The organism is Desulfovibrio aminophilus DSM 12254 (assembly GCF_000422565.1).
In the GTDB taxonomy this organism is placed as follows: Bacteria; Desulfobacterota; Desulfovibrionia; order Desulfovibrionales; family Desulfovibrionaceae; genus Aminidesulfovibrio; species Aminidesulfovibrio aminophilus.
This window is the reverse complement of the sequence record NZ_KE383876.1, coordinates 60618-83324: the sequence shown is the minus strand read 5'-3', so window position 1 is coordinate 83324 and position 22707 is coordinate 60618. Positions and strand designations below refer to the sequence as shown.

20 protein-coding genes are annotated in these 22707 nt (G+C 69.3%); 6 read left to right on the top strand and 14 right to left on the bottom strand.

The genetic code is table 11. The features are described from left to right. Positions 1–78: 78 nt before the first annotated feature. Positions 79–1818: a histone deacetylase gene (locus tag H587_RS0114840; protein WP_027176903.1), complete on the top strand. Its 1740-nt coding sequence runs from the start codon at positions 79–81 to the stop codon at positions 1816–1818. 270 nt (positions 1819–2088) lie between these two features. After that, positions 2089–3261, top strand: a complete 1173-nt coding sequence (locus tag H587_RS19040; protein ID WP_034609588.1) for a ChaN family lipoprotein — start codon at positions 2089–2091, stop codon at positions 3259–3261. 208 nt (positions 3262–3469) lie between these two features. Here H587_RS19040 and H587_RS0114830 read toward each other — a convergent pair whose 3' ends face one another. Continuing rightward, positions 3470–5623 (bottom strand): methyl-accepting chemotaxis protein, encoded by a 2154-nt coding sequence (locus tag H587_RS0114830; RefSeq protein WP_027176902.1) that lies wholly within the window; start codon positions 5621–5623, stop codon positions 3470–3472. 205 nt (positions 5624–5828) lie between these two features. Between H587_RS0114830 and H587_RS0114825 the strand changes: the two genes are divergently transcribed. Together H587_RS0114825 and H587_RS0114820 are read left to right on the top strand one after the other, a co-directional pair. Continuing rightward, complete coding sequence (locus H587_RS0114825) at positions 5829–6257, top strand: thioredoxin family protein (RefSeq protein WP_027176901.1); 429 nt, start codon at positions 5829–5831, stop codon at positions 6255–6257. Positions 6258–6333: 76 nt separating this feature from the next. Continuing rightward, positions 6334–7104, top strand: a complete 771-nt coding sequence (locus H587_RS0114820) for an SIR2 family NAD-dependent protein deacylase (RefSeq protein WP_027176900.1) — start codon at positions 6334–6336, stop codon at positions 7102–7104. Between the two features lie 181 nt (positions 7105–7285). Here H587_RS0114820 and H587_RS0114815 read toward each other — a convergent pair whose 3' ends face one another. The 10 genes from H587_RS0114815 to H587_RS21300 form a co-directional block, all read right to left on the bottom strand. Next, positions 7286–9601, bottom strand: a complete 2316-nt coding sequence (locus H587_RS0114815; RefSeq protein WP_027176899.1) for a methyl-accepting chemotaxis protein — start codon at positions 9599–9601, stop codon at positions 7286–7288. Positions 9602–10041: 440 nt separating this feature from the next. Next, positions 10042–10674 carry a P-loop NTPase family protein gene (locus H587_RS0114810; RefSeq protein ID WP_027176898.1) on the bottom strand — a complete coding sequence of 211 codons (633 nt, stop codon included), beginning with the start codon at positions 10672–10674 and terminating at the stop codon, positions 10042–10044. A 20-nt stretch (positions 10675–10694) separates the two neighbouring features. Beyond that, on the bottom strand, positions 10695–11009 hold the full coding sequence (locus H587_RS0114805; RefSeq protein ID WP_027176897.1) for a hypothetical protein: 315 nt from the start codon (positions 11007–11009) through the stop codon (positions 10695–10697). Continuing rightward, positions 10990–11946 (bottom strand): metallophosphoesterase family protein, encoded by a 957-nt coding sequence (locus tag H587_RS0114800; protein ID WP_027176896.1) that lies wholly within the window; start codon positions 11944–11946, stop codon positions 10990–10992. The genes H587_RS0114805 and H587_RS0114800 overlap by 20 nt, the downstream gene beginning before the upstream one ends. Continuing rightward, on the bottom strand, positions 11943–13280 hold the full coding sequence (locus H587_RS21310; protein ID WP_034609585.1) for an AAA family ATPase: 1338 nt from the start codon (positions 13278–13280) through the stop codon (positions 11943–11945). Before H587_RS21310 ends, H587_RS0114800 begins: the two co-directional genes overlap by 4 nt. Next, positions 13281–13727 (bottom strand): DUF3795 domain-containing protein, encoded by a 447-nt coding sequence (locus H587_RS0114790; protein ID WP_027176895.1) that lies wholly within the window; start codon positions 13725–13727, stop codon positions 13281–13283. A 4-nt stretch (positions 13728–13731) separates the two neighbouring features. Next, positions 13732–14499 (bottom strand): tRNA1(Val) (adenine(37)-N6)-methyltransferase, encoded by a 768-nt coding sequence (locus H587_RS21305; protein ID WP_027176894.1) that lies wholly within the window; start codon positions 14497–14499, stop codon positions 13732–13734. A gap of 90 nt (positions 14500–14589) precedes the next feature. Further along, positions 14590–16134: a murein biosynthesis integral membrane protein MurJ gene (gene murJ, locus H587_RS0114780; RefSeq protein ID WP_027176893.1), complete on the bottom strand. Its 1545-nt coding sequence runs from the start codon at positions 16132–16134 to the stop codon at positions 14590–14592. 255 nt (positions 16135–16389) lie between these two features. Continuing rightward, a complete protein-coding gene (locus H587_RS0114775; protein WP_027176892.1) occupies positions 16390–17514 on the bottom strand; it encodes an AAA family ATPase in 1125 nt (374 codons plus the stop codon). A gap of 570 nt (positions 17515–18084) precedes the next feature. Continuing rightward, positions 18085–18207 (bottom strand): hypothetical protein, encoded by a 123-nt coding sequence (locus H587_RS21300; RefSeq protein ID WP_281167647.1) that lies wholly within the window; start codon positions 18205–18207, stop codon positions 18085–18087. Between the two features lie 252 nt (positions 18208–18459). On the opposite strand from H587_RS21300, the gene mutM reads away from it, so the two are divergent. Continuing rightward, the gene (gene mutM, locus H587_RS0114760) at positions 18460–19287 is read left to right on the top strand and encodes a bifunctional DNA-formamidopyrimidine glycosylase/DNA-(apurinic or apyrimidinic site) lyase (RefSeq protein WP_027176891.1); all 828 of its coding nucleotides are present in this window, start codon (positions 18460–18462) and stop codon (positions 19285–19287) included. 48 nt (positions 19288–19335) lie between these two features. On the opposite strand, the gene H587_RS19030 is transcribed toward mutM, so the two are convergent. The 3 genes from H587_RS19030 to H587_RS0114745 form a co-directional block, all read right to left on the bottom strand. Next, positions 19336–20154, bottom strand: a complete 819-nt coding sequence (locus tag H587_RS19030; RefSeq protein WP_051202960.1) for an alpha/beta fold hydrolase — start codon at positions 20152–20154, stop codon at positions 19336–19338. 151 nt (positions 20155–20305) lie between these two features. Then, positions 20306–20569, bottom strand: a complete 264-nt coding sequence (locus H587_RS0114750) for an RNA recognition motif domain-containing protein (protein ID WP_027176890.1) — start codon at positions 20567–20569, stop codon at positions 20306–20308. Positions 20570–21383: 814 nt separating this feature from the next. Further along, entirely contained in the window at positions 21384–22244 is an 861-nt protein-coding gene (locus tag H587_RS0114745) for a PHP domain-containing protein (protein WP_034609583.1), read from the bottom strand. A gap of 78 nt (positions 22245–22322) precedes the next feature. Between H587_RS0114745 and H587_RS0114740 the strand changes: the two genes are divergently transcribed. Then, entirely contained in the window at positions 22323–22700 is a 378-nt protein-coding gene (locus tag H587_RS0114740) for a response regulator (protein ID WP_027176888.1), read from the top strand. Positions 22701–22707 lie beyond the last annotated feature (7 nt).

Sequence of the window (22707 nt, the reverse complement as noted above, 5' to 3'; positions counted from 1 at the left end):
AGGCGGCTCCCGTCTCTCGTCTTTCCATGAACCCCCGAAGGGGGTTGTGCGGCGGCGATTTTCGCCTATGCTGCAAGCATGTTCCGCATCCGCCGCATCCACGACGACACGCTGCCCCAGGACCGCGAGGCCATCGCCACGGCCCAGTCCATCCTCCGCGAACAGTTCCAGCTCCTGAGCCGGGAGGAGATCGAGGAGCTGCCCGGCCTGCTGCGCGACCCCGTGGGCCACGGCTTCCGCACCGTGCTCTTCGTGGCCGACGTGCGCGGCAAGGTCCAGGGCTTCGCCCTGCTGATGCACTTCCCGGACCTGCGCTTCTGCTACCTGGACTTCATCTCCGTGCCCAAGGCCATGACCAGCCGGGGCCTGGGCGGGGCGCTCTACGAGCGGATGCGCCAGGAGGCCCGGGCGCTCAAGTCCTGGGGCCTGTTCTTCGAGTGCCTGCCCGACGACCCCGCGCTCTGCGCCGACCCGGGCGCCCTGGCCCAGAACCGCGCCCGGCTGCGCTTCTATGAGCGCTACGGGGCCCGGCCCGTCGCGGGCACGGCCTACGAGACGCCGCTCAAGCCCGGCGGCGACTGCCCGCCCTACCTCGTGCTCGACGCCCTGGGGCGGGAACGGCCCCTGTCCGGCCGCGCGGCCCGGCGCATCGTGCGCGCGATCCTGGAGCGCAAGTACCGGGACGTCTGCCCGCCGGAATACGTGGACCTGGTGGTCCGCTCCTTCCGCGACGGGCCCGTGGCCCTTCGGCCGCCGCGCTACGCCGCGCCCGCGCCCGCCCCGGCTCCCGGTCCGGCCGTGCCCCCGGACTTGCGCATCGCCCTGGTGGTCAACGACCGCCACGAGATCCACCACGTGCGCGAACGCGGCTACGTGGAGGCCCCGGTGCGCGTGAGCCGCATCCTGGAACCCCTGCGGCGCTCCGGCCTGTTCGAGGAGATTCCAGCGCGCCGCTTCCCGGACGCCCGGATCAAGGAGGTCCACGACGCGGACTACGTGGACTATCTCAAGCGCGTCTGTCTGCGCATCCCGGCGGGCCGCTCGGTCTATCCCTACGTCTTCCCCATCCGCAACCAGGCCCGGCCGCCCCGCGACCTCCCCGTGCGCGCGGGCTACTACTGCATCGACACCTTCACGCCCCTGAACCCCAACGCCTGGCGCGCCGCGCGCCGCGCCGCCGACTGCGCCCTCACCGCCGCGGCCGCCGTGGCCGACGGCCGACGCCTGGCCTACGCCTTGGTCCGGCCGCCCGGGCACCACGCCGAGCGCCGCAGCTTCGGCGGCTTCTGCTACCTGAACAACTCCGCCCTGGCCGCCCAGCACCTCTCGCGCCTGGGCAGGGTGGCCGTGCTCGACCTGGACTACCACCACGGCAACGGCACCCAGCACATCTTCTATTCCCGCGCCGACGTGCTCACCGTGAGCATCCACGGCCACCCGAGCTTCGCCTATCCCTACTTCAGCGGCTTCCGCGAGGAGCGCGGCGAGGGCCTGGGCCTGGGGTTCAACCGCAACTTCCCCCTGGGCGAGCGCGTGGACGGCCGCATGTACCGCAACGTGCTCCGCCGCGCCCTGGACGTGGTGCGGGCCTTCAACCCGGTCTTTCTCGTGCTGGCCCTGGGCCTGGACCCGGCCAAGGGCGATCCCACCGGCACCTGGACCCTCAGCGCCCGCGACTTCCTGGCCAACGGCCGCATGGTCGCGGAGCTGGACCTGCCCACCGTGGTCGTCCAGGAGGGCGGCTACCGCACCCGCTCCCTGGGCTCCAACGCCCGCCACTTCTTCCAGGGCCTCTCCGCCCCCTTCGGGGGTTCATAGCCGCCTTCGGCGGTTTATAGAAAACCGAAGAGGAACAGCGCCTTTCCGTGAATGGGGCCGAAGGCCCCCCCTTCGGGGGTTCATGGAAAGGCCAGGAGGCTCTCGTCCCCTGTCTTTCTGAAAACCGACGAAGTCGGCGGCAAAGCCGGGCCGAAGGCCGCAACGAAGGGGGCTAGGCGGGAAGGGGTTTCGGCATTATGATGTTCCTCACGGCCGGGGACGAGATCCCGATCCGCGGCCGGAGGCGAAACGCCGCTACTGGAGAACATCATGAACCGCTCATCGTCCCGCGTCCCCGTCCTGCTCGGCTTCCTCTTCTGTCTCGCGCTGCTGGCGGGCTGCGCCGCGAAACAGACCCACAAGCCCCTGGGCGTCACCTTCGTGCCCACGGACGGCGAATTCATCGCCCGGGACGGCTCCCGCCTGAGCCTTGGCCAGGTCATGGCCCTGGCCGCCGACGCGGACTACGTGCTCATCGGCGAAGGCCACAAGAACCCCTGCGACCACACCGTGCAGCAGCAGATCGCCTGGGCCCTGGCCCAGGGGCCGCGTCCCCCGGCCATCGGCCTGGAAATGGTCGCCGCCGACCGCCAGGGCGTGCTGGACGCCTTCAACCAGGGCCGACTCGGCGTGGACGACCTGTCCGGCCGCCTGGACTGGGACGAGCGCTGGGGCTATCCCTTCGAGCTCTTCGAGCCCCTGTTCCACCTGGCCAAGGACAAGCATCTGCCCGTGGCCGCCCTGAACGCCCCGCCCGAGATCGTGCGCAAGGTCGCCCGCGAGGGCCTGGACTCGCTCACCGACGAGGAGCAGGGCATGATCCCGGCCTACATCATCCGCCAGCCCGCCGAGCAGGAGGCCTTTCTCAAGGAGGTCATGCTCGGCCACGAAGGCAAGGACGCCAAGGACCCCGAGCAGGTGGACCGCTTCTTCCTGGTCCAGAGCCTGTGGGACACCCAGATGGCCGCCCGGGCCGTGTGGATGCGCCGCGAGTACAGGCGGCCCGTGCTCATCATCGCGGGCGCGGGACACGTGGACTTCGGCTGGGGCATCGCCCAGCGCCTGAACGTCCTGGACCGGGGCGCGGCCGTGGTCAGCCTGACCCCCTGGCGCGGCGTGGAGAACTTCGAGCCCGGCGTGGCCGACGCCTTCTTCTACTGCCCGAACATCTACACCAGCCGCATGGGCATGACCCTGGTGGAAGGCCAGGGCGGCGTCACCGTCAGCGAGGTCCGGCGCGGCTCCCGGGCCGACACGGCCGGACTGCGGCCCGGCGACGTGCTGGAGGCCTTCCAGGGCAAGCGGATGCGCAGCCTCATGGACCTGCACAAGGCCGGGCAGCGCGCCCACAAGGACGACGCGCCCCTGGTCCTCACCGTGCGCCGCGACGGCGAAGCCGTGCGCATCGACCTCGGCAGGCTCGGCCAAGGCGGGACGAAGTAGGGACACAGCCCCGAAAGCCCGGCCGGGCGGATTTTCGCCTTTCTGGAAACAGCCGAAGGCGGCGGCGCGCTCGTCCCGTGCAATCCCGCGCCGCGAAGGGCCTGTGAAAACACAAAAAGAAAGGCGGGAGATGCTCTCCCGCCTTTTTGGTTTTCCATCGCGGGTCGAAGGCCCCCGACTTGTGTCTTCTGAAGACCGGCGCAGCCGGCTAGGCGTTTTTCATCTGGTCCACGAGGCGCTGGAGTTCCTGGGCCATGGAGGCCAGTTCGGCCACTGCCTGGGCGGACTGGTTCATGGCCTGGGCGGTCTCGGCCGCGATGCGGTTGACCTCCTCGGTGCCCCGGCTGATCTGTTCGCTGGCCGCAGACTGCTCCTCGGAGGCGGTGGCGATGGCCCGGACCTTGTCGGCGGTGGACTCGACGCGGCCCACGATGTTGGTCAGGGCCTTGCCCGCCTCTCCGGCCAGCTCGGTGCTCTTGCCCACGGCCTCGCCGGAGGCTTCCATGCTCTTGATGTTCTGATGGGTGCCGGTCTGGATGCCGGATACCGCCTCGCCCACTTCCTTGGTGGCGGTCATGGTCTTCTCGGCCAGCTTGCGGACCTCGTCGGCCACGACCGCGAAGCCGCGTCCGGCGTCGCCCGCGCGGGCGGCCTCGATGGCCGCGTTCAGGGCCAGGAGGTTGGTCTGGTCCGCGATGTCGGTGATGACGTTCATGATCCGGCCGATGCCCTCGGCCTGTTGGCCGAGGTCGCCGAGGCTCACGCGCATGCGTTCGCTCTGGGTGTGGACCTCGTTGATGGCCGCGATGACGTTGTTCACCACGTCCGCGCCGCGCTGGGCCTCCTCGCGGGCGCTGTCCGCGTCTCCGGCGGCCTCGGAGGCGTTGCGGGCCACCTCCATGACCGAGGCGTTCATCTGCTCCATGGCCGTGGCGGACTCGGAGGTGCGTTCGCGCTGGTTCTCGGTGCCCCGGCTGGATTCCTCGATCTGGGCGGCCAGTTCCTCGGAGGCCGAGGTCACGCGCTCCACGATGGTTTCGATGCGCCGGGCCGCGTCCAACATGCCCTCGCGCTTGGCCTGCTCGGCCTGGCGGCGGGCGGCCTCGGCCTCGTCGGCCGCGACGCGGGCCTTGCGGGTCATCTCCTCGGCCTCGCGGGTCTTGGTGTTGGCCGTCTCGATCATGTCCTTGAGTCCGGCGACCATCTTGCGGAAGGCGTCGGCCAGGATGCCGATCTCGTCCTTCTGGCGCACGCCGATGTCGCGGTCCAGGTCGCCCTTGGCCACGGCCTCGGCCCCGGCCACGAGGGTGTTGACCGGGTTCACGATGGCGCGGGAAATGAGGAACACGGCCAGGATCACGAAGAGCACGCCGCCCACGCCGAGGATCAGGAGCAGGCGGGTCAGGGCGTCGGCGTTCTCCATGACGCGGGCCTCGGGGATGGTCACGCCGAAGCTCCAGGTGGTGTCCGTGTCGCCGATGCGGATGGGCGTGAGCACGTGCAGCATGACTCCGGCCGGGGTCTCCTGGCGGAAGCTGTAGGGACGTCCGGCCTTCACGGCCTCCAGCGCCTGGGCCGCGCTGGTCTTGCCCACGGCGGCCTCGGCGGGCTTGCCGATGAGTTCGCGTTTGGGATGGGCCACGATCATGCCGTCGGCGGCCAGGAGGTAGCCGTAGCCGGTTTCGAAGATCTTGATGGCCGAGGCCATGTCGGCCATTTTTTCCAGGGAGAGGTCCACGCCCGCCACGCCGAGGGACTTGCCGTTCATCATGACCGGCACGCCGAAGCTCACGAGCATGATGGACTTGCCGCCCACGTCGTAGCTGGTGGGCGGGGTGACGTAGGGCTTCTTGCCGCGCAGGGGCTTCTGGTACCAGTCCGAGCCCGGGGAGGGGCCTTCGTAGGTGGTGGTCACGCCGCCGGTGATCTTGGCGCCTTCGCGGTACCAGTAGGGGATGAGCCGCCCGGTGGCGTCGTGGAAGGCGTCCTTGCCCGCGTACTCGGCGTCCTTGCCGTCGAAGGCGTCGGGCTCCCAGGTGGTCCAGACGCCGAAGAGGTCGGGCGAGTCTTCCAGCACGGGTTTGAGCATGGCCTCCAGGGCCGCGCGGTCCACGCCGCCGGAGGTCTTGGCCCCGGCGAACATCTGGGCCAGACCCTCGGCCAGGCTCATGACGGAATCCAGTTCGCGGCCCACGGCGTTGCCGTGGCGCAGGCTCATTTCCTGGCCCAGGAGGGCGATGTCCGCCTCGGAGGTCTCCCGCAGCTTCTGGTGGATGAAGAAGATGGTCGCGGCGAAGACCGCGATCACCGCGAGGCAGACCGGAAGGAGTATCTTCCAGCGCATCTTCAGGTTGTTCAGCATGTGATCCCCCTTCATGAAGGTGAAGATTCAGGGACAGTTTAGCGCGGGGGCGGGATTCGTGTCCACGCTGGAATGAATGACATGTCTTATAATTCAGCCTGGTATATCATTTCGGCGATCGCCGCGCGGGTTTCGCGGTTGCTGCATTCCCGAAACATGCCGGATTCTCCTTGTCGAGTGGCGCGGGATGATTATAAAAAAAATCATGAAGAATATCATTTGTCCCTCCTGCTGGGCCGTGAACCGCGCCGACCCGCAACGTTTGGAGCGGGCCGTGTGCGGCAAGTGCGGCCTGCCCCTGGCCGGGGGCCACGCCCCCCTGCATCTGGACGCCACCGGCCTGGAGCGTCTGCTGCTCCGCGACTCCCTGCCCCTGCTGGTGGATTTCTGGGCCCCCTGGTGCGGGCCCTGCCGGGTGATGGGGCCGGCCTTCGAGCAGGCCGCCGGTCTGCTTGGGCCCACGGTGCGCCTCGGCAAGGTGAACACCGAGGAGCAGCAGGCCCTGGGCGCGCGTTACGGCGTGCAGTCCATCCCCACGCTGATTCTCTTCCGCGACGGCCGGGAGCTGGCCCGGCAGTCCGGGGCCATGCGCGCCGGGGACATCGTGACCTGGACCCGCTCGGCCCTGCGCTGAGGCCTGTTGCGGGCCCGGGTCCGGGGGTGCTATGCCCGGGGCCAGGGGCCGCGACGCACGGCCCGGGGGAGGAAGCATGTCCCTGCCCGAGCGCCATCGCCTTCTCGAAGCCGCCGAGGCTCTGCGCGGCAGCCACCCCATGGCCTTCACCGGCGCGGGCATGTCCGTGCAGAGCGGCATCCCGCCGTTCCGGGGCCCGGGCGGGCTGTGGACCACGATCGACCCCGCCCTGTTCGAGATCGGCGCGTTCCGCGCCCGTCCGCTGGAGTCCTGGCGGGTCATCAAGGAAATCTTCTTCGACACCCTGGGCCGCGCCCGGCCCAACGCGGGCCACGAGGCCCTCTCGCGGCTGGAGCGCGCCGGGCGGCTGTCCGGGATCGTGACCCAGAACATCGACGGCCTGCACCAGGCCGCCGGGAGCCGCGTGGTCTACGAGTTCCACGGCAACATGCGGCGGCTGCGCTGCCTGGAGTGCGGCCGGACCCCGACCCTGGGCGCGGTGAGCCTGGAGGATCTGCCGCCGCGCTGCCCGGCCTGCGGCGGGCTGCTCAAGCCGGACTTCATCTTCTTCGGCGAGGCCATTCCCGCCGAGGTTCAGGAGGCCTCGCTCTCCCTGGCGCGGTTCAGCAAGTGCTGCCTCGTGGTGGGCAGCACGGGCGAGGTCTACCCGGCGGCCTACATCCCCCAGGAAGCCCGCCGCCACGGCGCGACCATCGTGGAGATCAACGTCCGGCCCTCGCACTTCACGGACGCGGTCACGGACATCTTTCTCCAGGGCCCGGCCGCCGAGACCCTGGCGGCCCTGACGGAACTGCTGGGGGGCTCCGCCCCGTTTCAGAAAAGCTGAGAGGCGAGAGCCTCTTTGGTTTTCCATGAACCGCCGAAGGCGGCGCCGGTTTCCAGAAAGGCGGAGAGCTGAAAGCCTCTTGGCCGTCCCATGAACCGCCGAAGGCGGGAAAGGCGGAAAAAAGAGAAAGGCGGGAATCTGTCTCCCGCCTTTCCGTCTTTCTGGAACGCCCCGAAGGGGCCTATTGGCGCATGTCGTCGATGGTGGTCTTGAGGGTCTGGGCCAGCCGGGACAGGTCGGAGACGGCCTGGGCGGACTGGGTCATGGCCTCGGCGGTTTCCGAGGCGATGCGGTTGATCTCCTCGGTGGAGCGGCTGATCTGTTCGCTGGCCGCGGACTGTTGTTCGCTGGCCGTGGCGATGGAGCGCACCTGGTCGGCGGTCTTCTCGACCATCTCCACGATCTCGCGCAGGGCCTCGCCGGACTTCTCGGCGGTCTGGGTGCCGGCGGTGACGGCCAGGACCGTGGCCTCGGTGCCCTGGATGTTCTTGCGCGCGCTGTCCTGCACGGCCTTGATGTAGGCCCCGACCTCGCTGGTGGCGGTCATGGTCTTTTCGGCCAGCTTGCGGACCTCGTCGGCCACGACGGCGAAGCCGCGTCCGGCCTCGCCCGCGCGGGCGGCCTCGATGGCGGCGTTCAGGGCCAGGAGGTTGGTCTGGTCCGCGATGTCGGCGATGACGTTCATGATCTGGCCGATGCCCTCGGCCTGCTTGCCGAGTTCGGTCATGTCGGCCTTGAGGGTTTCGGTCTGTTCATTGATCCGGGTGATGGTGGTCACCACCTCGCCCACCAGCCGTTCGCCCTCCTGGGCCTTGTTGCGGGCGGTGTCGGCCAGTCCGGCGGCCTGGGAGGCGCTTTTGGCCACCTCCATGACCGTGGCGTTCATCTCCTCCATGGCCGTGGCGGCCTCGCCGGTGCGCGAGCGCTGCTCCTCGGAACCCCGGCTGGACTGTTCGATCTGGGCCGAGAGTTCCTCGGAGGCCGAGGCCACCTGGTCCGAGATCGTGTTGGCCTCCGCCGCGGCCTTGGCGATCTTTTCGTTCTGCTCGGCGATCTTCTTCTGCTGGGCGCGGATATCGGTCAGTTCGAACCAGACGGCCAGCACGCCGATGAGGTCGCCGTCCAGGTCGTTGATGGGCGTGCTCGTCACGTCGAAGATCTTCGTGGCCCCCTTGGCGCTGGTGTGGTCGATCTCGGCCTGGAGGCTGCGTTTCTCGCGCAAGGCCCTGGCCGAGATGGTGTCGCGCGCCGTATCGCCGTGGGCGAACTCGCCCGAGGTCTGGCCGAAGTAGTCGGCGGGCTTGCCGTTCTTGTCCAGGGCCTTGAGCATGTGCCCGTTGGTGAAGGTCAGGCGGTTGTCGCGGTCGAAGACGGCGCAGGGCAGGACGAAGCCCGCCAGGACGCCCCGGGCGAAGCCGAGCTTGTTCTTGAGTTCCGCCACCATGGTGCGGATGTTCTCGGCCAAGTGGGCGAACTCGAAGCGGAACCCCGTGGGCAGGACGGCCGTGAAGTCGTCCTTGGCGATGGCCGCGGTGAAGGTCTCGATGGCCTGGATGGGCCGGACCACGAGGCGGTTCATGATGAGGAAGATGATGCCGGTGAGCGTGAGGGCGGCGGCCGCGCCGATGCCGATGAGCATGTTGCGTTGGGTCGCGGCGGTCTCGGTGAGTTCGGAGACATAGGCGCTCATGCAGATGGCCCAGCCGGTGGCCGGGTCGGTCTCCACGGCCAGGTATTTGGACTCGCCCTTCCAATCATAGAAGAAAGCGCCGTTCTTGGTCGCCAAGGCCTTTTTGACGAAGGTCTGATCGGAGAGGTCCTTGAGCATGAGCGACTTGTCCACGGCGTGGGCGATGATCCGACCCTTGGCGTCGAGCATGAAGCCGTAGCCGTTTTCACCGAAGCGGGCGCGGTCGACGAACACGCCGGTGAAGGTCTCCCAGCGGGGGTAGATGCCGATACCGCCGATGATCTTGCCGGAGTCGTCGCGCACGGCCTTGACGGCCGTGAGGATGTGGACGTGGCCGCCGCCGCTCTTGGCCGTGATGATGGTCTTGCCCAGAAAGAGGTCCTGGCCGGACATGACGGCCTGGAAGTAGTCCCGGTCGGCGCGGCTCTGGCCCGACAGGTCCTGGCCGTCGGCGTTGACCCCGGCGATGACCAGTCCCTTGTCGTCGAAGACGATGATGCTCCAGACGTTGGGATTGGCCCGCAGGGTTTCCGCCAGGCGCTTCCGGGCCGGGGCCGTGTCGCCGGAGAAGGCCTCGCGCACGAGGCGTTGCCCGGCCAGGGACTGGATCATGCCCTTGGCGTTCTCCACATAGAGGCCCAGGGAGTCGCGGGCGGAGGTGGCCGACTGGCGCATGGCCTGTTCTTCCAGGCTCAGGGCCATGTGGTAGGAGGAGTCGGTGACGTAGAGGATGATGGCGGCCATGGTCAGAACCAGGGCCAGGGCCACGGAGGCGATGAACACGGATGCGAGACTCTTGCGGAACATGCGTTTCCCCTGAAATGAAGAGAAGGTGAGGAAGTGGCGTTGCGCCGTGCGCTCCCCCCGATGGCAGCGCGGCGGCAGGGAAAATCCCTATCAGAAGATCTGCGGCAGGCAAGGGGATGTCTGTCACAATTTTGAGAAAATAAAGCTGTCTTGAGGAATCATTGCGTTGCAAGGGTATTCTGTATCGCGAAAAAAAAGCTGGTGCCGATTGCCTCCTCGCTCGTCATTTTTGGGGCGTTTTCGCGCGTCAAAGGGGGCACTCGCTCATATTTTCCAATCGAATATTCCTGAATCGAAGGAAATAAGGATCGCCTATCCCATTTTCGAGGAAAGGGAGGGTGGCGGGAGAGGCGAAAGCCTCTTGGCTGTTCCATGAACCCCCGAAGGGGGCGGCGAAGCCGGTCTTCAGAAAGACAGGGGATGGGAGCTTCTTCGGTTTTCTACGAACGGGCGAAGCCCGCGCCGAGGAGGCGGTCGGGGACCAGGGTGAGGACGCGGTCGCAGGCGTTGACGAACAGGTCCAGGGGGTGGTGGCTGATGACCAGGACCTGGAGGTTGAGACGCTTGGCGATCTCGGCGATGCACTTCATGAAGCGGGGCACCAGGGCGGGCCGCAGCCAGCAGTCCTGTTCGTCGAGGACCAGGAAGGGCCGGTGCCGGGCTGGGTCGAGCTGGGACAGGGCGATGAGCCGCAGGCCCACGGAGAGGATGTTGCAGACGCTGCCGCCCTGGCCGTGGAGGATGTCCTCCAGGTTCTCGGGCTGGTCCCCGGCGTGGATCTGGAAGGTGACCTGGAGGCGGTTGTTCTTGACCTCGCGCAGGCTGGTGACGGTGCGGTCCTGGCCCAGGATTTCGCGCACGGCGTAGGTCAGGTTGGCCTCGATCTCGTCCAGCAGCTCGCCGAACAGGGCCGTGGCCAGGTTTTCCAGGGTGCGGGCCGCGCGGGGCGCGAGGTCCAGGAAGGCCGCGAGGGCGGCCTCCTCGGCGCGGACGCGGCCGTGCTCGGCGGCCAGGGATTCGGCCCGGGCCTGGAGCCGGTCCAGACGGCGCTCCAGGGCGCGCGCGTCGGGCATGGGGGAGGCTTGCGGATCGTTCACCGGCGTTCGTCCCGCGAGGCTTGGGCCTCAATGGCCGAGAGGCCGTCCTGGATGCCTTGCAGATGCTTGCGGTAGTCCTCCACCAGACGCCGGTTCTCGGCCCGGCGTTCTTCCAGGAGGCGTTCCAGCTCGGCCGGGTCGGCGGTGCCGAACTCGGCGCGGGCGGCCTCCTCCAGCTCGGCGATGCGGCGGGCCAGATGGGCCTGGTCCTGCTCCAGGCGGACCTTCTGCTCCTTGAGTCCTTCGTAGCGGCGGCGCAACGCCTCCAGCTCGGCCTCCAGGGCCTGGTCCTCATTCTGCTTCGGAACCATGCACGACCTCCTCGTACAGCTCCCAGACGAGCGCGCTCTCCGGGAGTTCGGGGTTCAGGTTGGCTTGCAGGAACTGCTTCAGCCCGGTGCCCTCGCCGGTGCGCCGCCAGGCCAGACGCTCCAGGCCCTGGATGAAGCGGGATTCGCCCTCGGTCTCCTGCTCCTCGGGCGGGAACTCCTGGTCCGGGAAGACCTGTTCGAAGGGCAGGAAGGGCAGCTCGCGGCGCTCCAGGCCGTCGCGGCCCGGGGCCCAGAAGAACACGGCCGGACGGCGCTCCTGGGAGCGGCGGGTGAAGGTCAGCCGGGTGGTGTTGCCGGGGTTGACCCAGAGCGTGGTCCCGGCGCGCACGTCGGGCTGGGGCCGGTGGATGTGGCCGTTGACCACCAGGTCGATGCCCGGCAGCTCGTGGATGCCGTGGGCCCGGGTCTCGAACTCCGGGAAGCGGATGTTGTGGTGCGTGAGCCAGACCACGGTTCCGGGATCGCCGGGGGCGCGCTCGAAGCGCGCGGGCAGGGGAGAGCCGTCGGGACTCGCGCCGATGAGGGCTTCGCCGCCGGGGGTTTCCAGGACGAAGGCGGGCCCGGGCTCGTCCAGGAGCCGCACGGCCCCGGCCTCGGCCAGCACGGAGAGGGACACGTCGCTGGTGAGCCGGGCCAGGTGCTTGTCGTGGTTGCCCACCAGGACGAAGGGCCGCTGGGGCGTGAACAGGCGCATGAGCGCCACCAGCAGGGCGTTGGAGTTCTCGCGCGGCCAGTGGAAGAGGTCGCCCAGGAGCACGGGCAGGGCGTCCAGCTCGCGGGCCAGGCCGAGCCAGGCAGCCAGCTTGTCCAGAATCTGCTCGCGGTAGCCGGGCAGGCGCTGGCCCGGGGGCGTGTCGGCCACGTGGGGGTCGGCGGCGAAGAGCAGGCCCGAGGCCCGGACGCGGGGCAGGCTCATGCGTCCTCCCGGATGAAGCGGTGCAGCTCCAGGCCCGCGCCGCAGGTGGGACAGACGCCGACGGCGTCGAGCCGGGCGGCTATTTCGGCGCGCAGGGTCTCGAGCCGCGCGGCGCAATCCTCGGAGGCCTTGCGGGCCGCGTCCTGGGCGGCCCGGGACTCGGACAGGCGGCGCAGGATCTCGGCCAGGGCGTCGGCCTTGCGGACGGTTGGGGATTCACGCAGCCCGGCCAGAGCCGCGAACCGGCCGGAGAGGGCTTTTTCCTTGGCCTTCAAGGCCCGGATGCCCTGGGCCAGTTCCGCGACGCGGAGTGTGGAGGCCGGAGCCGGGGCCTCGGCCAGGGGGGCCAGGGCGGCGGTTCGGGCCAGCACGGCCGCGCGCTGCCGGAGCAGGCCGCGCAGCTCGGCCAGAATCCCGGCGGGCCGCGCGGTCGCGGCCGGGGTGGCGGGTTCCGAAAGGGTCGCCAGGGCGGTTGCCCTGGCCTGGGTCGATTCGCGGGCGACGCGGGCGGAGCGCAGGTCGCGGCCGAGGGCGGCGAGACGGTCCACGGGCGCGGGCGCGGGCGGGGCGGCCAGGGGCTCCAGGACGCGGGCGCGGCGGGCGGCGGCCTCGGCCCCGCGCTTCAGCTCCGTGCGCCGGGAGAGCCAGTCCTCCAGGGCCGGGATGCCCTCGCCGGAACGGCGCAGCAGTTCTTCCTTGTCGCGGGCCTCGGCCAGGGCCAGATCGAGGTCCGGCAGGCCGGAGAGGCGGTCCAGGGCGTCCTCGATGGCCGACAGGCGGGCGGTCGCCTTGGCCTGGTCCCGGCGGGCGTCGGCGGCGCGGCGCTTGAGCGAGTCCTGCATGGCCAGGAGGTGGGCGCTCTCGCTGGAGGCGGCGAAGAAGGCGGCCGCGGTCGAGGGCGGTTCGTCGAGCAGAAAGATGGGGCGGCGCTGGTTGCCGAGATGCACGTCGATGGCGTCGTCGCGATTCTCCAGGACCACGGTCTCCAGGCGCAGGGCCTCGCGAATTTCATCGGGCACGCCGCCGCGCCCGAGTTTCCAGAACTCCTCGGGGGCCTCGGCCCCGGGCCGCCAGAGCTGGTAGCCCGCGCCGGCCTTCTTCCTGATCCAGACCACGCGCGTGCCGTCGTCCAACTCGACGCTCACGCGGGCCTCCTTGGCCCCGTGGCGGATGACGTGGCGCGGTGTGGGGTTCTGGGCCAGACAGCGCAGGGCCTCGACCACGGCGGACTTGCCCACGTTGTTGGGGCCGGTGAGGGCCGTGACGCCCGGGCCCAGCTCCAGCTCGGTGCGGGCGTGGGCCATGAAGTTTTCCAGGACGAGGCGGGCGATCATCTACGGGTATCTCGGCGTGTCCTTGATGCGCAGCCAGTAGGCCTCCGGGCCTTCCTCGCGCATGCGCTCGTTGTTGGTCCGCCAGCGTTCGGCCAGGGCCGGGGGCAGGCCGTGGGCATCGCAGGGAAAGTCGTCGCACTGGAAGCAGAAGTCCAGGCCTTTGTCTCGGATGCAGGCGTGCACCCCGCAGGCCTGGAACAGGCAGCCGGACTGGCGGCAGCCGCCGCAGGAGCCGTGGCCCAGGAACTCCAAGAGCCGGGCGAAGGCCGGGTAGTCGGCGAAGACCGGGTTCATGGCCGTGAAGCGCTCGGCGTAGGGCGCGAAGTCGGGGCCCAGGGCGCGGATCAGGGACTGGGCCGCCTCCTGCACGGGGCCGCCGGAAAAAGCCAGGCAGGCGCCGCAGTTCAGGCCGCAGGGGGCCAGCCGGGCGAGGTGCGCTTGTCGCATGGGGTCACTCCTTCATTGCCGCCCGATTGCACCCCAGAAACGGGCAAAAGGCAAGGGCCGCCTCCGTGTGCGGGGCGTTCGGCTCCGGGCCTTGGTAGAGCAGGAGCGGCGGCTCCGCGACGAGCCCCGGCGCGCCGCCGCGCACGGCCTCCAGGAGGAGCGCCCGGGCCGGGGTCTCGGCGTGGCCGTGGACGAGGCGCAGCCGCTTGGGGGCCAGGCCGTGGGCCCGGCAGGAGGCCAGCACGGCCTCCAGGCGATCCGGGGTGTGGAGCAGGAAGAAGCGGCCCCGCGCGCCCAGGGCCCGGGACGCGGCCGAGGCGAAGGCGTCCAGCCCGGCGTCCAGTTCGGCCCGGGCGCGGGCCTTGTCCGGCCCGGGGCTCAGCCGCCCGCTTGCGGGATCGCGCCAGGGCGGGTTGCACGATACGAAGTCATAGGGCGTTTTGTTTGACGTTCTGTATGACGATACGTCTTCGTTCAGTATGTTGAAGTGCTGTTGGAGTCCGAGACGTTCCGCATTGATCGATGCGTGGCGCGCCATTTCCGGGTCGATATCCAGGCCCGTGATCCGCAGATTCTGGTCCGGGTGCAGGAGGAGCAGGGCCAGCCCCACCACCCCGCAGCCGGCGCCCAGATCGAGCCCCAGGCGGTCCTTGCGGCGGATTCGCGCAAAGGAGGCCAGGAGCAGGGAGTCGACCGAAAATCTATGGCCTGTCTTGCTTTGCGACAGTCCGCGCGGGAAGGCGGATCGCCGCATGCGGATACAGTCATCCATGCCGGAGCCCCAACATTGCGTGATCGCTGATTTTTCTTTTTCCGCCGCCGGAATGGGGCCTGTTTTCGGGCCTGATCCGGCGAACGATCATCACGCCCCGCCCGCGCGGCGCGGGAGCCGGGAGCGGAGCATTCCGGTGAACAGCCGGGCCTCGTCCATGCCCAGCAGCCGCCCGCCGAGCACGTAGAGCGCGATCCAGAACGGGATGCCCCCGAGCCAGACCCAGACGGGCGCGCCCGCCGTGGCCAGGGCTCCCAGGAAGACCAGGGCCGAGAGCCCGAGCATCCGGGCCAGGGTGGGCCAGGGCAGGAGGTTCCCGACGTGGCCGCGCATGATCCAGGCCAGGGCCGCGAAGTTCACGGCCGAGGACGCGGACACTGCCAGGGCCAGCCCCACGTGGGCCAGAAACCGCATGAGCAGCGCGCCCAGGCCCACGTTGACCACCATGCAGACCGCCGCCACGAGCACCGGCGTGCGCGTGTTTTCCCGGGCGTAGAAGGCCGAGGCCAGGGGCCGGGCCAGGGCCGCGAAGGGCAGGCCCAGGGCGAAGGCCCGCAGGGCCATGGACGTGGCGGCCACGTCCTGGGGATCGAAGCGCCCGCGCCCGAAGAGCAGGCCCACGATGGGCTCGGCCAGGGCGATGAGCCCGGCCATGGCGGGCAGGCTGATGAACAGGGTCAGGCGCATGGTGGAGGAGAGCACGGAGCCGAATTCCCGGTCCTTGCCCGTGGCGGCCAGGGCCGAAAGGCTCGGCAGGGCCGCCGTGGACACGGCCAGCCCGAACACGCCCAGGGGGAACTCCACCAGCCGGTCGGCGTAGTAGAGATACGAGATGCTGCCCACCGGCAGGAACGAGGCCAGGAGCGTGCCGAGCAGGATGTTCAGCTGGTAGACCGCCGCGCCCACCACCGTGGGGAGCATGAGCCGTCCCATGCGCTTGACCCCCGGGTCGCGCCAGGAGCGTTCGCCGCGCCAGGTGAAGCCCCGGGCGCGCAGGGCGGGCAGTTGCGAAAGCCATTGCAGCGCGCCGCCCGCCAGCACGCCCCAGGCCAGGCAGTGGGCCACGTCCAGGCCGAGCCGCCAGCCGAGGAGCGCGGCCGCGATGAGCGCCACGTTGAGCACCACGGGCGAGAGCGCCGGGGCCGTGAAGTGGCCCAGGCTGTTCAGCACGCCCATGCACAGGCCCACGCCGGAGATGAGCAGGATGTACGGGAAGCAGATCCGCAGCAGGTTGGTGGCCATTTCCAACTGTCCGGGATTGTTCCCGAAGCCCGGAGCGATGGCCTGGGTCAGGGGCCCGGCGAAGACCTCGCCCAGGATGACCACCGCGCCCACCACGGCCACGAGCCAGAGCAGGGTCGAGCGGGCCATGACGAAGGCCGTCTCCTGGCCCAGTTCGGCCTTGCGGCGCTGGAACACCGGGATGAAGGACATGGTCATGGAGCCTTCGGCGAACAGGCGGCGCAGGACGTTCGGCACGCGGAAGGCCACGAAGAAGGCGTCCGCGCCGAGGCCCGCGCCGAGCGTGGCGGCCACCACGGCGTCGCGGATGAAGCCGAGGATGCGCGAGAGCAGGGTGGCGGCGGCCACCACCGAGGCGTTTTTGGCGATCTGGCGGTCGGCGGACTGGGTCATGCGGATTCCTGGAGGCGGGCGCGCCCAACCCCCTGATTCCGCAGCTAGCCTATTTTCCGACGATTGCCTACAAAAAATCGAGACTTTCTTTATCCCCCCGCTGGGGCACGGAAACGCGGAGAGGCGGGAGTCTCTTGGCTGTTCTGGAGACCGCCGAAGGCGGGGGGCCTTCGGCCCCATTTACGGAAAGGCGGGAAGAGAGGAGCCTCTTGGCTGTTCTGAAGCCCCCCGAAGGGGGGCGGCGAAGGCGGCAGGCTAGAGGCGGCGCAGCCATTCGGCGAAGAACGGGTCCACAACGCGCCAGAGGCCCGCGTCGTCCTTCTCGATCAGGTCGCGGCTGACCAGTTGCTTGCGCGAGTAGGCGGTCGTGGATGCGCCCAGGGCCCAGCGGGCCAGGTAGTCCGCCGCCAACGGGGCGGAGGTGGGATCGGCGGCCAGGGCCCGGAGAAGCTGGATTTGCGGGGCGGGCAGGTCGCGCACCTGGGCCTCGTGGCCGAAGCGCTCCTGGTCCTGGACCATCTCCCGCGCCGTCGTGGCGTCTTCCGGGGTCAGCCGCTGCCCGGCCAGGGCGAAGGCGTGGAAACCCAGGGCCTGGGCGTACCAGGAATATCCGGCGGAGAGGTCGGCCAGGGTCGCGGCCGCGGCCTCCGGGCACTCCTTGCCTCCGGCCGCGCAACGGGCGCGCAGGAAGGCGATCAGGTCCGCGCGCGGCAGGGGCGGCAGGGCGTGGAGCAAGGCGCTCTGGTAGAACGGGCGCTTCCGGGCGGTGAACATGCCGAGCAGCACGGAGCGGCGGCTGCCCACGAAACAATAGGCGGCGCGCTGGCCTTGGATGTGCGTGCGCAGCAGCGCCTCCACGCGGCCGTCGCCCAGTTCCGAAATCTCCTGGAATTCGTCGAGCGTCACATGAACCGGGGTTTCCCCACGGGTCAGGAAGGCGTCCAGATCTTCCAGAACCCGCGCGAACACGTCGAGCCCGGAATCCCGGCGGGAGGCGCGTTCCACGGACAGGCTCACTCCGCCTTCGGGGGTCGGCGTGAAAACCGGCCGGAAGGACCGGAACACGCCGATCCAGCGGCGGCCTTTGTCCAGCAGGGATTCCCTGGAGTGCAGGGCTTCGAGGACCTGTCGGGCGAGCCGGTCGGCCAGGTCGTCCACGGACGTGACCGCGTAGCAGTCGCAGAAGACGGTCAGGAATCCCCGGCCCGCCAGTCCGGCCTGGAGGCGGCGGCAGAGCGAGGTCTTGCCGTAGCGGCGGGGCGAGTAAAGCACCACGTTCTGGCCCGCCTCGGCGTAGGCGGCCAGGTCGGCCAGATCCTTCTCCCGGTCGCAGAACGGCTGGTCCGGGCCCAGGGTCTTGAGCGTGAAGGGGTTGGACATGCTGGTTCCTCCCGGCGCTTTCGTTATTGCAATACTCTTGTTACAAATAGTTTGCAACAACAAGTCGGCAACGCCCCCCGGCTTCGCCGGATCATGGAAACGCGGAGAGCCGGGAGCCTCTTTGGTTTTCTGTAAACCGCCGAAGGCGGGGGCCTTCGGCCCCATTTACGGAAAGGCGGAAGAGAGGAGTCTCTTTGGTTTTCTGTATACCGCCGAAGGCGGCGGCGAAGGCGGGGGGCGTCCACTCGTATGTTTTCACGCCAAGGCAAGGGGCGCGCCGACTCCCGGTTCCCGGTCAATTCCCGGCTCTGCATGTCGTGTCGGCGGGTCGGGCCGGGCCTGACTTGCCCCTGCCTGGTTCGTGAAAACACATCTCGCGTCCGCCTGTCGGGGGCTTCGCCCCATTTCAGAAACGCGGAGAGGCGGGAGTCTCTTGGCTGTTCTGGAGACCGCCGAAGGCGGCGGCGAAGCCGGGCGCCGCTATCGGGTCCAGGCCTCAGGCCTGGCGGGGGGGGGCTGGGGGCGAGGAGCCCCCAGGGATTCAACTCTTGCGCAGAGCGCCGAAGGGGGTCAGGACGTGGGCAGGCCGAACTCGGCCACGAACGGCGGCAGGTCGCCGCGCACGGCGAGGCCTTCGGGCCCCCGGTCGATCTCCAGGTCGCCGCGCAGCGCGGCCGACAGGCCCCGTTCCACGGCCAGGGGAACACCCTGGACCTCCAGCAGGTCGTCACCTTCTCGCGGCCCGTCCAGGGTCGCCGCCAGGCGTCGCCTGGCCCCGCCTCAGCCCGCCGTGAGGGAGATCCGCAGCCGTTCCGCGCCGGAGGCGGGCAGCAGGAATCCGATCTCGTCCAGGGCCGCGCTCGTGAACCGGATGGTCATGGACAACTCTCCAAGTCTGCTTATCCTTACGCCTCAGGCACCCTAGCCCAACAAGGACCAAAAATCATGCCCGAACTGCCCGAGGTGGAGACCATCGCCCGGGGATTGGACCCCGCCCTGCGGGGCCGCCGCATCCGTTCCGTGGACGTGCTCGACGCCATCAGCGCGCCCCAGGGGCCCAAGCCTTTCGCCAAGCGGCTGGCCGGACGCCGCGTCCTGGCCGTGCGCCGCAGGGCCAAGCTCCTGCTCCTGGACCTGGAGTCCGACCTCGTGCTGGCCGTGCATCTGCGCATGACCGGCGGCGTCACGGCGGACCTGGACACCGACGAGGTGCGCCGCTTCGCCCGCATCCGCTTCAACCTCGAGGACGGCGGGTTCTTCGTCTTCACCGACATCCGCCGCTTCGGCTCCTGCCAAGCCTTCGCGCCCGAGGAGCTGACCGCCTGGCCGTTCTACGCCTCCCTCGGCCCGGAGCCCCTGGACATGTCCCCGAAGCTCTTCGTCGAGCGCCTGGGCGCGGGCTCGCGTGCCGTCAAGGCCGCGCTCCTGGACCAGACCACCCTGGCCGGGGTGGGCAACATCTACGCCGACGAGTCCCTGTTCCGCGCCGGAATCCGGCCCCAGGACAAGACCTCGGTCCTCTCGGCCCCCCGGCTGCGTCGTCTCCACAAGGAACTCCAACAAGTCCTCACCCAGGCCATCCGCGAGAACGGCTCCTCCATCCGCGACTACCGCGACGCGGGCGGCAACGCCGGGGCCTTCCAGAACCACTTCAACGTCTACGGCCGCGCGGGCGAGCCTTGCCGCGTCTGCGGCGCCACCCTGCGCGGAGCCAAGGTCGGCGGCCGAAGCACCACCTACTGCCCCAAATGCCAGCCGCCTTCGGCGGTTTAGAGAAAGGCCGAGAGGCTCTCGCCTCTTCCGCCTTCCTGAAAAGGGGGATCATGGAAAGGCCGGGAGGAACTCGTCGTTCAGCCTTTCCGAGAACCCCCGAATGGGGGGGCAACCGTGGGGATCGTGGGCGAGCCCCGGGACCGTGATCAGGGTGCACGGCGCGTCGGGAGGGAGACGGCGGGCGAAGGAGGCCGCCAGTTCCGGCGGCGCGATCCGGTCCTCGCCGCCGGAGAAGTGGACCTGGGGCACGCCGCCCAGGCGCGGAGCCGCGTCCGCCGGGTTCAATGAGCCCGAGAGGGGGGTCACGCCGTGCAGCCGGGTCCAGAGTTCGTGGTCCAGGACGCCGCAGACCGTGACCAGCCCGGCCACGTCCGATCGCCGCGCGGCCAGCAGCGCCGCCACGGCCCCGCCGCCGGAAAAGCCCACCAGCACCACCTTCCGGGCTCCGGCCGCCGTCTTGAGCCGGTCCACCAGTCCGTTCTCGGCGGCCAGCACCCGTTCCGAGAACCGGCCCGTGGTCCAGTCCGCGGCGACGCAGGGCTCGTCGGGGCCGTACTGGCAGGGCCGCCCGGCGTAGGCCACGGCCGGGGAGTCGTCCTTCAGGGCCAGGATCAGGGCCGCGGGCGTGTGCGGCGTGGGGTCCAGGGACGGCCGGGTCCGCATGGAATAGGCGTTGCCGTCGCCCTCGACGTAGATCCAAAGCACGTCCGCCCGGCCGCGCAGCCAGGCCCGCGCGGGCAGGGGCCGGTCCACGGACAGCTCCCGCCAGTCCGCCCGGTTCTCCAGGGCCGCTGGAGCCCGGCGGCCCGGAGCGCAGCCGGACAACAACAGGAGCGCGACCAACAACAAGGGAACGGAGCGGCGCATGGCCTCTTCTACCGGCTTCGCCGGTTCAAGGAAAGGCCGGGAGACGCTCGGGGCTTCGCCTTTCTGAAAATCCCCGAAGGGGGGCGAAAAAAAAGCCGCCCGGCGTGAGGGCCGGGCGGCGGGTGGTCAACTGGAAAGTCGGAACTTCCAACTACCAGCGGGGGCGACGCTCCTCGCGGGGCTTGGCCTCATTGACCTTGAGGGTGCGGCCGCCGAAATCGGCGCCGTTCAGGCTGCGGATGGCCTCGTCAGCCGCGTTGTCCTCCATCTCCACGAAACCGAAGCCGCGGAAACGGCCGGTCTCGCGATCCATGATGAATTTGACGGAAGACACTTCGCCGTAACGGGCGAACAGGTCGCGGGTCTGGTCCTCGGTGGCGCTGAAGGGAAGGTTCCCGACGTAAATAGACTTCATAAACCCCAAACTCCTTAAAAAAGAGAACAAAATTTGCCTTCCGGCCCACTCGGCTCCGTGCCAAGCGGAGACAACCGGAATCCGGCAGAAAGCTGACCCATATGCGGTCGGAAAATATCAGTCAAGAAAATTCGCGATTTTCCCCAGGGGGGTGGAGTATGAAAAGTGCGCCATGCCGGAGGTCCGGTCGGTTCCCGGCTCGATGGCCTGGGGAATTCATTCATGGCGCACGCGCTCTGTCGTGGCGGGGGCGGCTCTATCCGCCATATGGTGAAAAGCCTCTGCTTCTATTTCGCCCCTCCCTCCGTTTCGGTTCATGGCCGAACGGCCTTCCAGGGACTTTGCCGTTGATTCGACTGTTACGCTGACGCGCAACGGCTGTCCATGTTTTTTATCGTCAACGGCGGCGCGGGGTTGGAGGCGGAGAAGCGGGTGGTCCGGGGAATGCGGAGGGATTCGGGACGGTTCGTGTGGCGATTTGGTGAAGGGGGAGGAAAAACAAAAGGTTGTGAGCCGATTCCGGTGTCTTTCCGGCATTCCCCTTTTCTCTCTGGACCCAGGGGGATTTTTTCGGCTCACTGCGCTCTTTCAGGGCTCGGGGCGGCTCGATCCGCCATTCTGTCGGTAAACCACTCGGCGTTTATTCCTCTCCACCCTCCGTTGGGGTTCGTCCTATGACCTCGGGAGGTCCGTCCTCCCGGTTAGACACAAAATAAGCATCATCGGCCCCCAGTCAATGCGGGCCGCACGATATTTTTTCAATCTGAGTGATTTCAAGTACTAGAAAAAATCCAGACTTTTTCGCCACAGGCGATCAGGTCCACAGGCCCTGTTTCGCCCGGTGTTCGCGCAGGCGGTCGAGCACGGAATCCGGCACGCAGAGGGAGCCCTTGCCCCGGCCCAGGAGCAGGCCGGGCTTGACCGCGCCGTGGTAGTCGCTGCCGCCCGAGGGCAGAAGCCCCAGCCGCCCGGCCAGGGCCGCGTACTGGTCCATCTGGCGCGGGGAATGCTCGGGATAGTGGACCTCGATGGCCTCCAGGCCCAGGTCGCGCAAATGGCGGACCACCGGCTCCAGCTCGGCCGGGGACAGGCCCAGCAGGCCGGGATGGGCCAGCACCGGGGTGGCCCCGTCGGCGCGCAAGGCCTCCAAGGCCTGGGCCGGGGTGAGCTTGGCCTTGGGCGCGTAGGCCTTGCCCCAGCGCCCCAGGTAGCGGCGGAAGGCCTCTTCCAGCGAGGTCACGGCCCTGCGCCTCAGAAGCGCCTGGGCGAAGTGCGGACGGCCCACCACGCCCCCGGCCAGCTCCCGGACCTCGTCGTAGGTCACGCCCGTGCCCAGGGCGGCCAGCTTGTCGGCCACCTCGCGGTTGCGGTCCTCGCGGGCGTCCAGAACCCATCGGAGCAGCCGGAGCAGGTTCTCCGGCCGTTCGGGCAGCCAGAGCCCCACCAGGTGCAGCGGCCCGGAACCCGGCGGCGCGGAGGCCGACAGCTCCACCCCGGGGACCACGCGCAGCCCGGCCTCGGCCCCGGCCCGGCGCAGCTCGTCCAGGCCGCCCACGGTGTCGTGGTCCGTGAGGCCCAGGGCGGAAAGTCCGGCGGCCAGGGCCTTGCGCACCATCTCGGCGGGCGAATCCGTGCCGTCCGAGGCCGTGGAGTGGGTGTGCAGGTCGATGCTCATGCGCGGCACGATAGGCCGGAACCGCTTTTTGGTCCATCCCGGCTTGCGGGTGCGCCCGACCGGTGCTATCACACGAAAATGGAACGCCTTCTTCTCGTGGACGACGCCGAGGCCCAGCGGGCCATCGCCCTGCTTTTTCTCAAGGGACTGCCCTGCGAGGTGGACGAGGCCGTCGACGGGGCCCAGGCCCTGGAACTGTTCCGGGCCAACGCCTACGTCCTGGTTCTCCTGGACCTGGAGATGCCCGGGATGAACGGCCTGGACGCGGCCCGGGCCATGCGCGCCCTGGAGGCCGCCGAGCAGCGCCACCACACCCCCATCCTGGCCCTCACGGCCCACGAGGACGAGGGGCACGCCCGGCAGTGCGCCCAGGCGGGTTTCGACGGGATTCTGGTCAAGCCCCTGCGCCGTCCCGATTTGCGCGAACTCGTGTCCAGCCGCCTGCCCGTGTTCTGAACGTTAT

Coding starts and splice junctions, on each gene's coding strand:
- H587_RS0114840 (WP_027176903.1), top strand. CDS start 79: ATGTTCCGCATCCGCCGCATCCACGACGACACGCTGCCCCAGGACCGC.
- H587_RS19040 (WP_034609588.1), top strand. CDS start 2,089: ATGAACCGCTCATCGTCCCGCGTCCCCGTCCTGCTCGGCTTCCTCTTC.
- H587_RS0114830 (WP_027176902.1), bottom strand. CDS start 5,623: ATGCTGAACAACCTGAAGATGCGCTGGAAGATACTCCTTCCGGTCTGC.
- H587_RS0114825 (WP_027176901.1), top strand. CDS start 5,829: ATGAAGAATATCATTTGTCCCTCCTGCTGGGCCGTGAACCGCGCCGAC.
- H587_RS0114820 (WP_027176900.1), top strand. CDS start 6,334: ATGTCCCTGCCCGAGCGCCATCGCCTTCTCGAAGCCGCCGAGGCTCTG.
- H587_RS0114815 (WP_027176899.1), bottom strand. CDS start 9,601: ATGTTCCGCAAGAGTCTCGCATCCGTGTTCATCGCCTCCGTGGCCCTG.
- H587_RS0114810 (WP_027176898.1), bottom strand. CDS start 10,674: ATGCCCGACGCGCGCGCCCTGGAGCGCCGTCTGGACCGGCTCCAGGCC.
- H587_RS0114805 (WP_027176897.1), bottom strand. CDS start 11,009: ATGGTTCCGAAGCAGAATGAGGACCAGGCCCTGGAGGCCGAGCTGGAG.
- H587_RS0114800 (WP_027176896.1), bottom strand. CDS start 11,946: ATGAGCCTGCCCCGCGTCCGGGCCTCGGGCCTGCTCTTCGCCGCCGAC.
- H587_RS21310 (WP_034609585.1), bottom strand. CDS start 13,280: ATGATCGCCCGCCTCGTCCTGGAAAACTTCATGGCCCACGCCCGCACC.
- H587_RS0114790 (WP_027176895.1), bottom strand. CDS start 13,727: ATGCGACAAGCGCACCTCGCCCGGCTGGCCCCCTGCGGCCTGAACTGC.
- H587_RS21305 (WP_027176894.1), bottom strand. CDS start 14,499: ATGGATGACTGTATCCGCATGCGGCGATCCGCCTTCCCGCGCGGACTG.
- murJ (WP_027176893.1), bottom strand. CDS start 16,134: ATGACCCAGTCCGCCGACCGCCAGATCGCCAAAAACGCCTCGGTGGTG.
- H587_RS0114775 (WP_027176892.1), bottom strand. CDS start 17,514: ATGTCCAACCCCTTCACGCTCAAGACCCTGGGCCCGGACCAGCCGTTC.
- mutM (WP_027176891.1), top strand. CDS start 18,460: ATGCCCGAACTGCCCGAGGTGGAGACCATCGCCCGGGGATTGGACCCC.
- H587_RS19030 (WP_051202960.1), bottom strand. CDS start 20,154: ATGCGCCGCTCCGTTCCCTTGTTGTTGGTCGCGCTCCTGTTGTTGTCC.
- H587_RS0114750 (WP_027176890.1), bottom strand. CDS start 20,569: ATGAAGTCTATTTACGTCGGGAACCTTCCCTTCAGCGCCACCGAGGAC.
- H587_RS0114745 (WP_034609583.1), bottom strand. CDS start 22,244: ATGAGCATCGACCTGCACACCCACTCCACGGCCTCGGACGGCACGGAT.
- H587_RS0114740 (WP_027176888.1), top strand. CDS start 22,323: ATGGAACGCCTTCTTCTCGTGGACGACGCCGAGGCCCAGCGGGCCATC.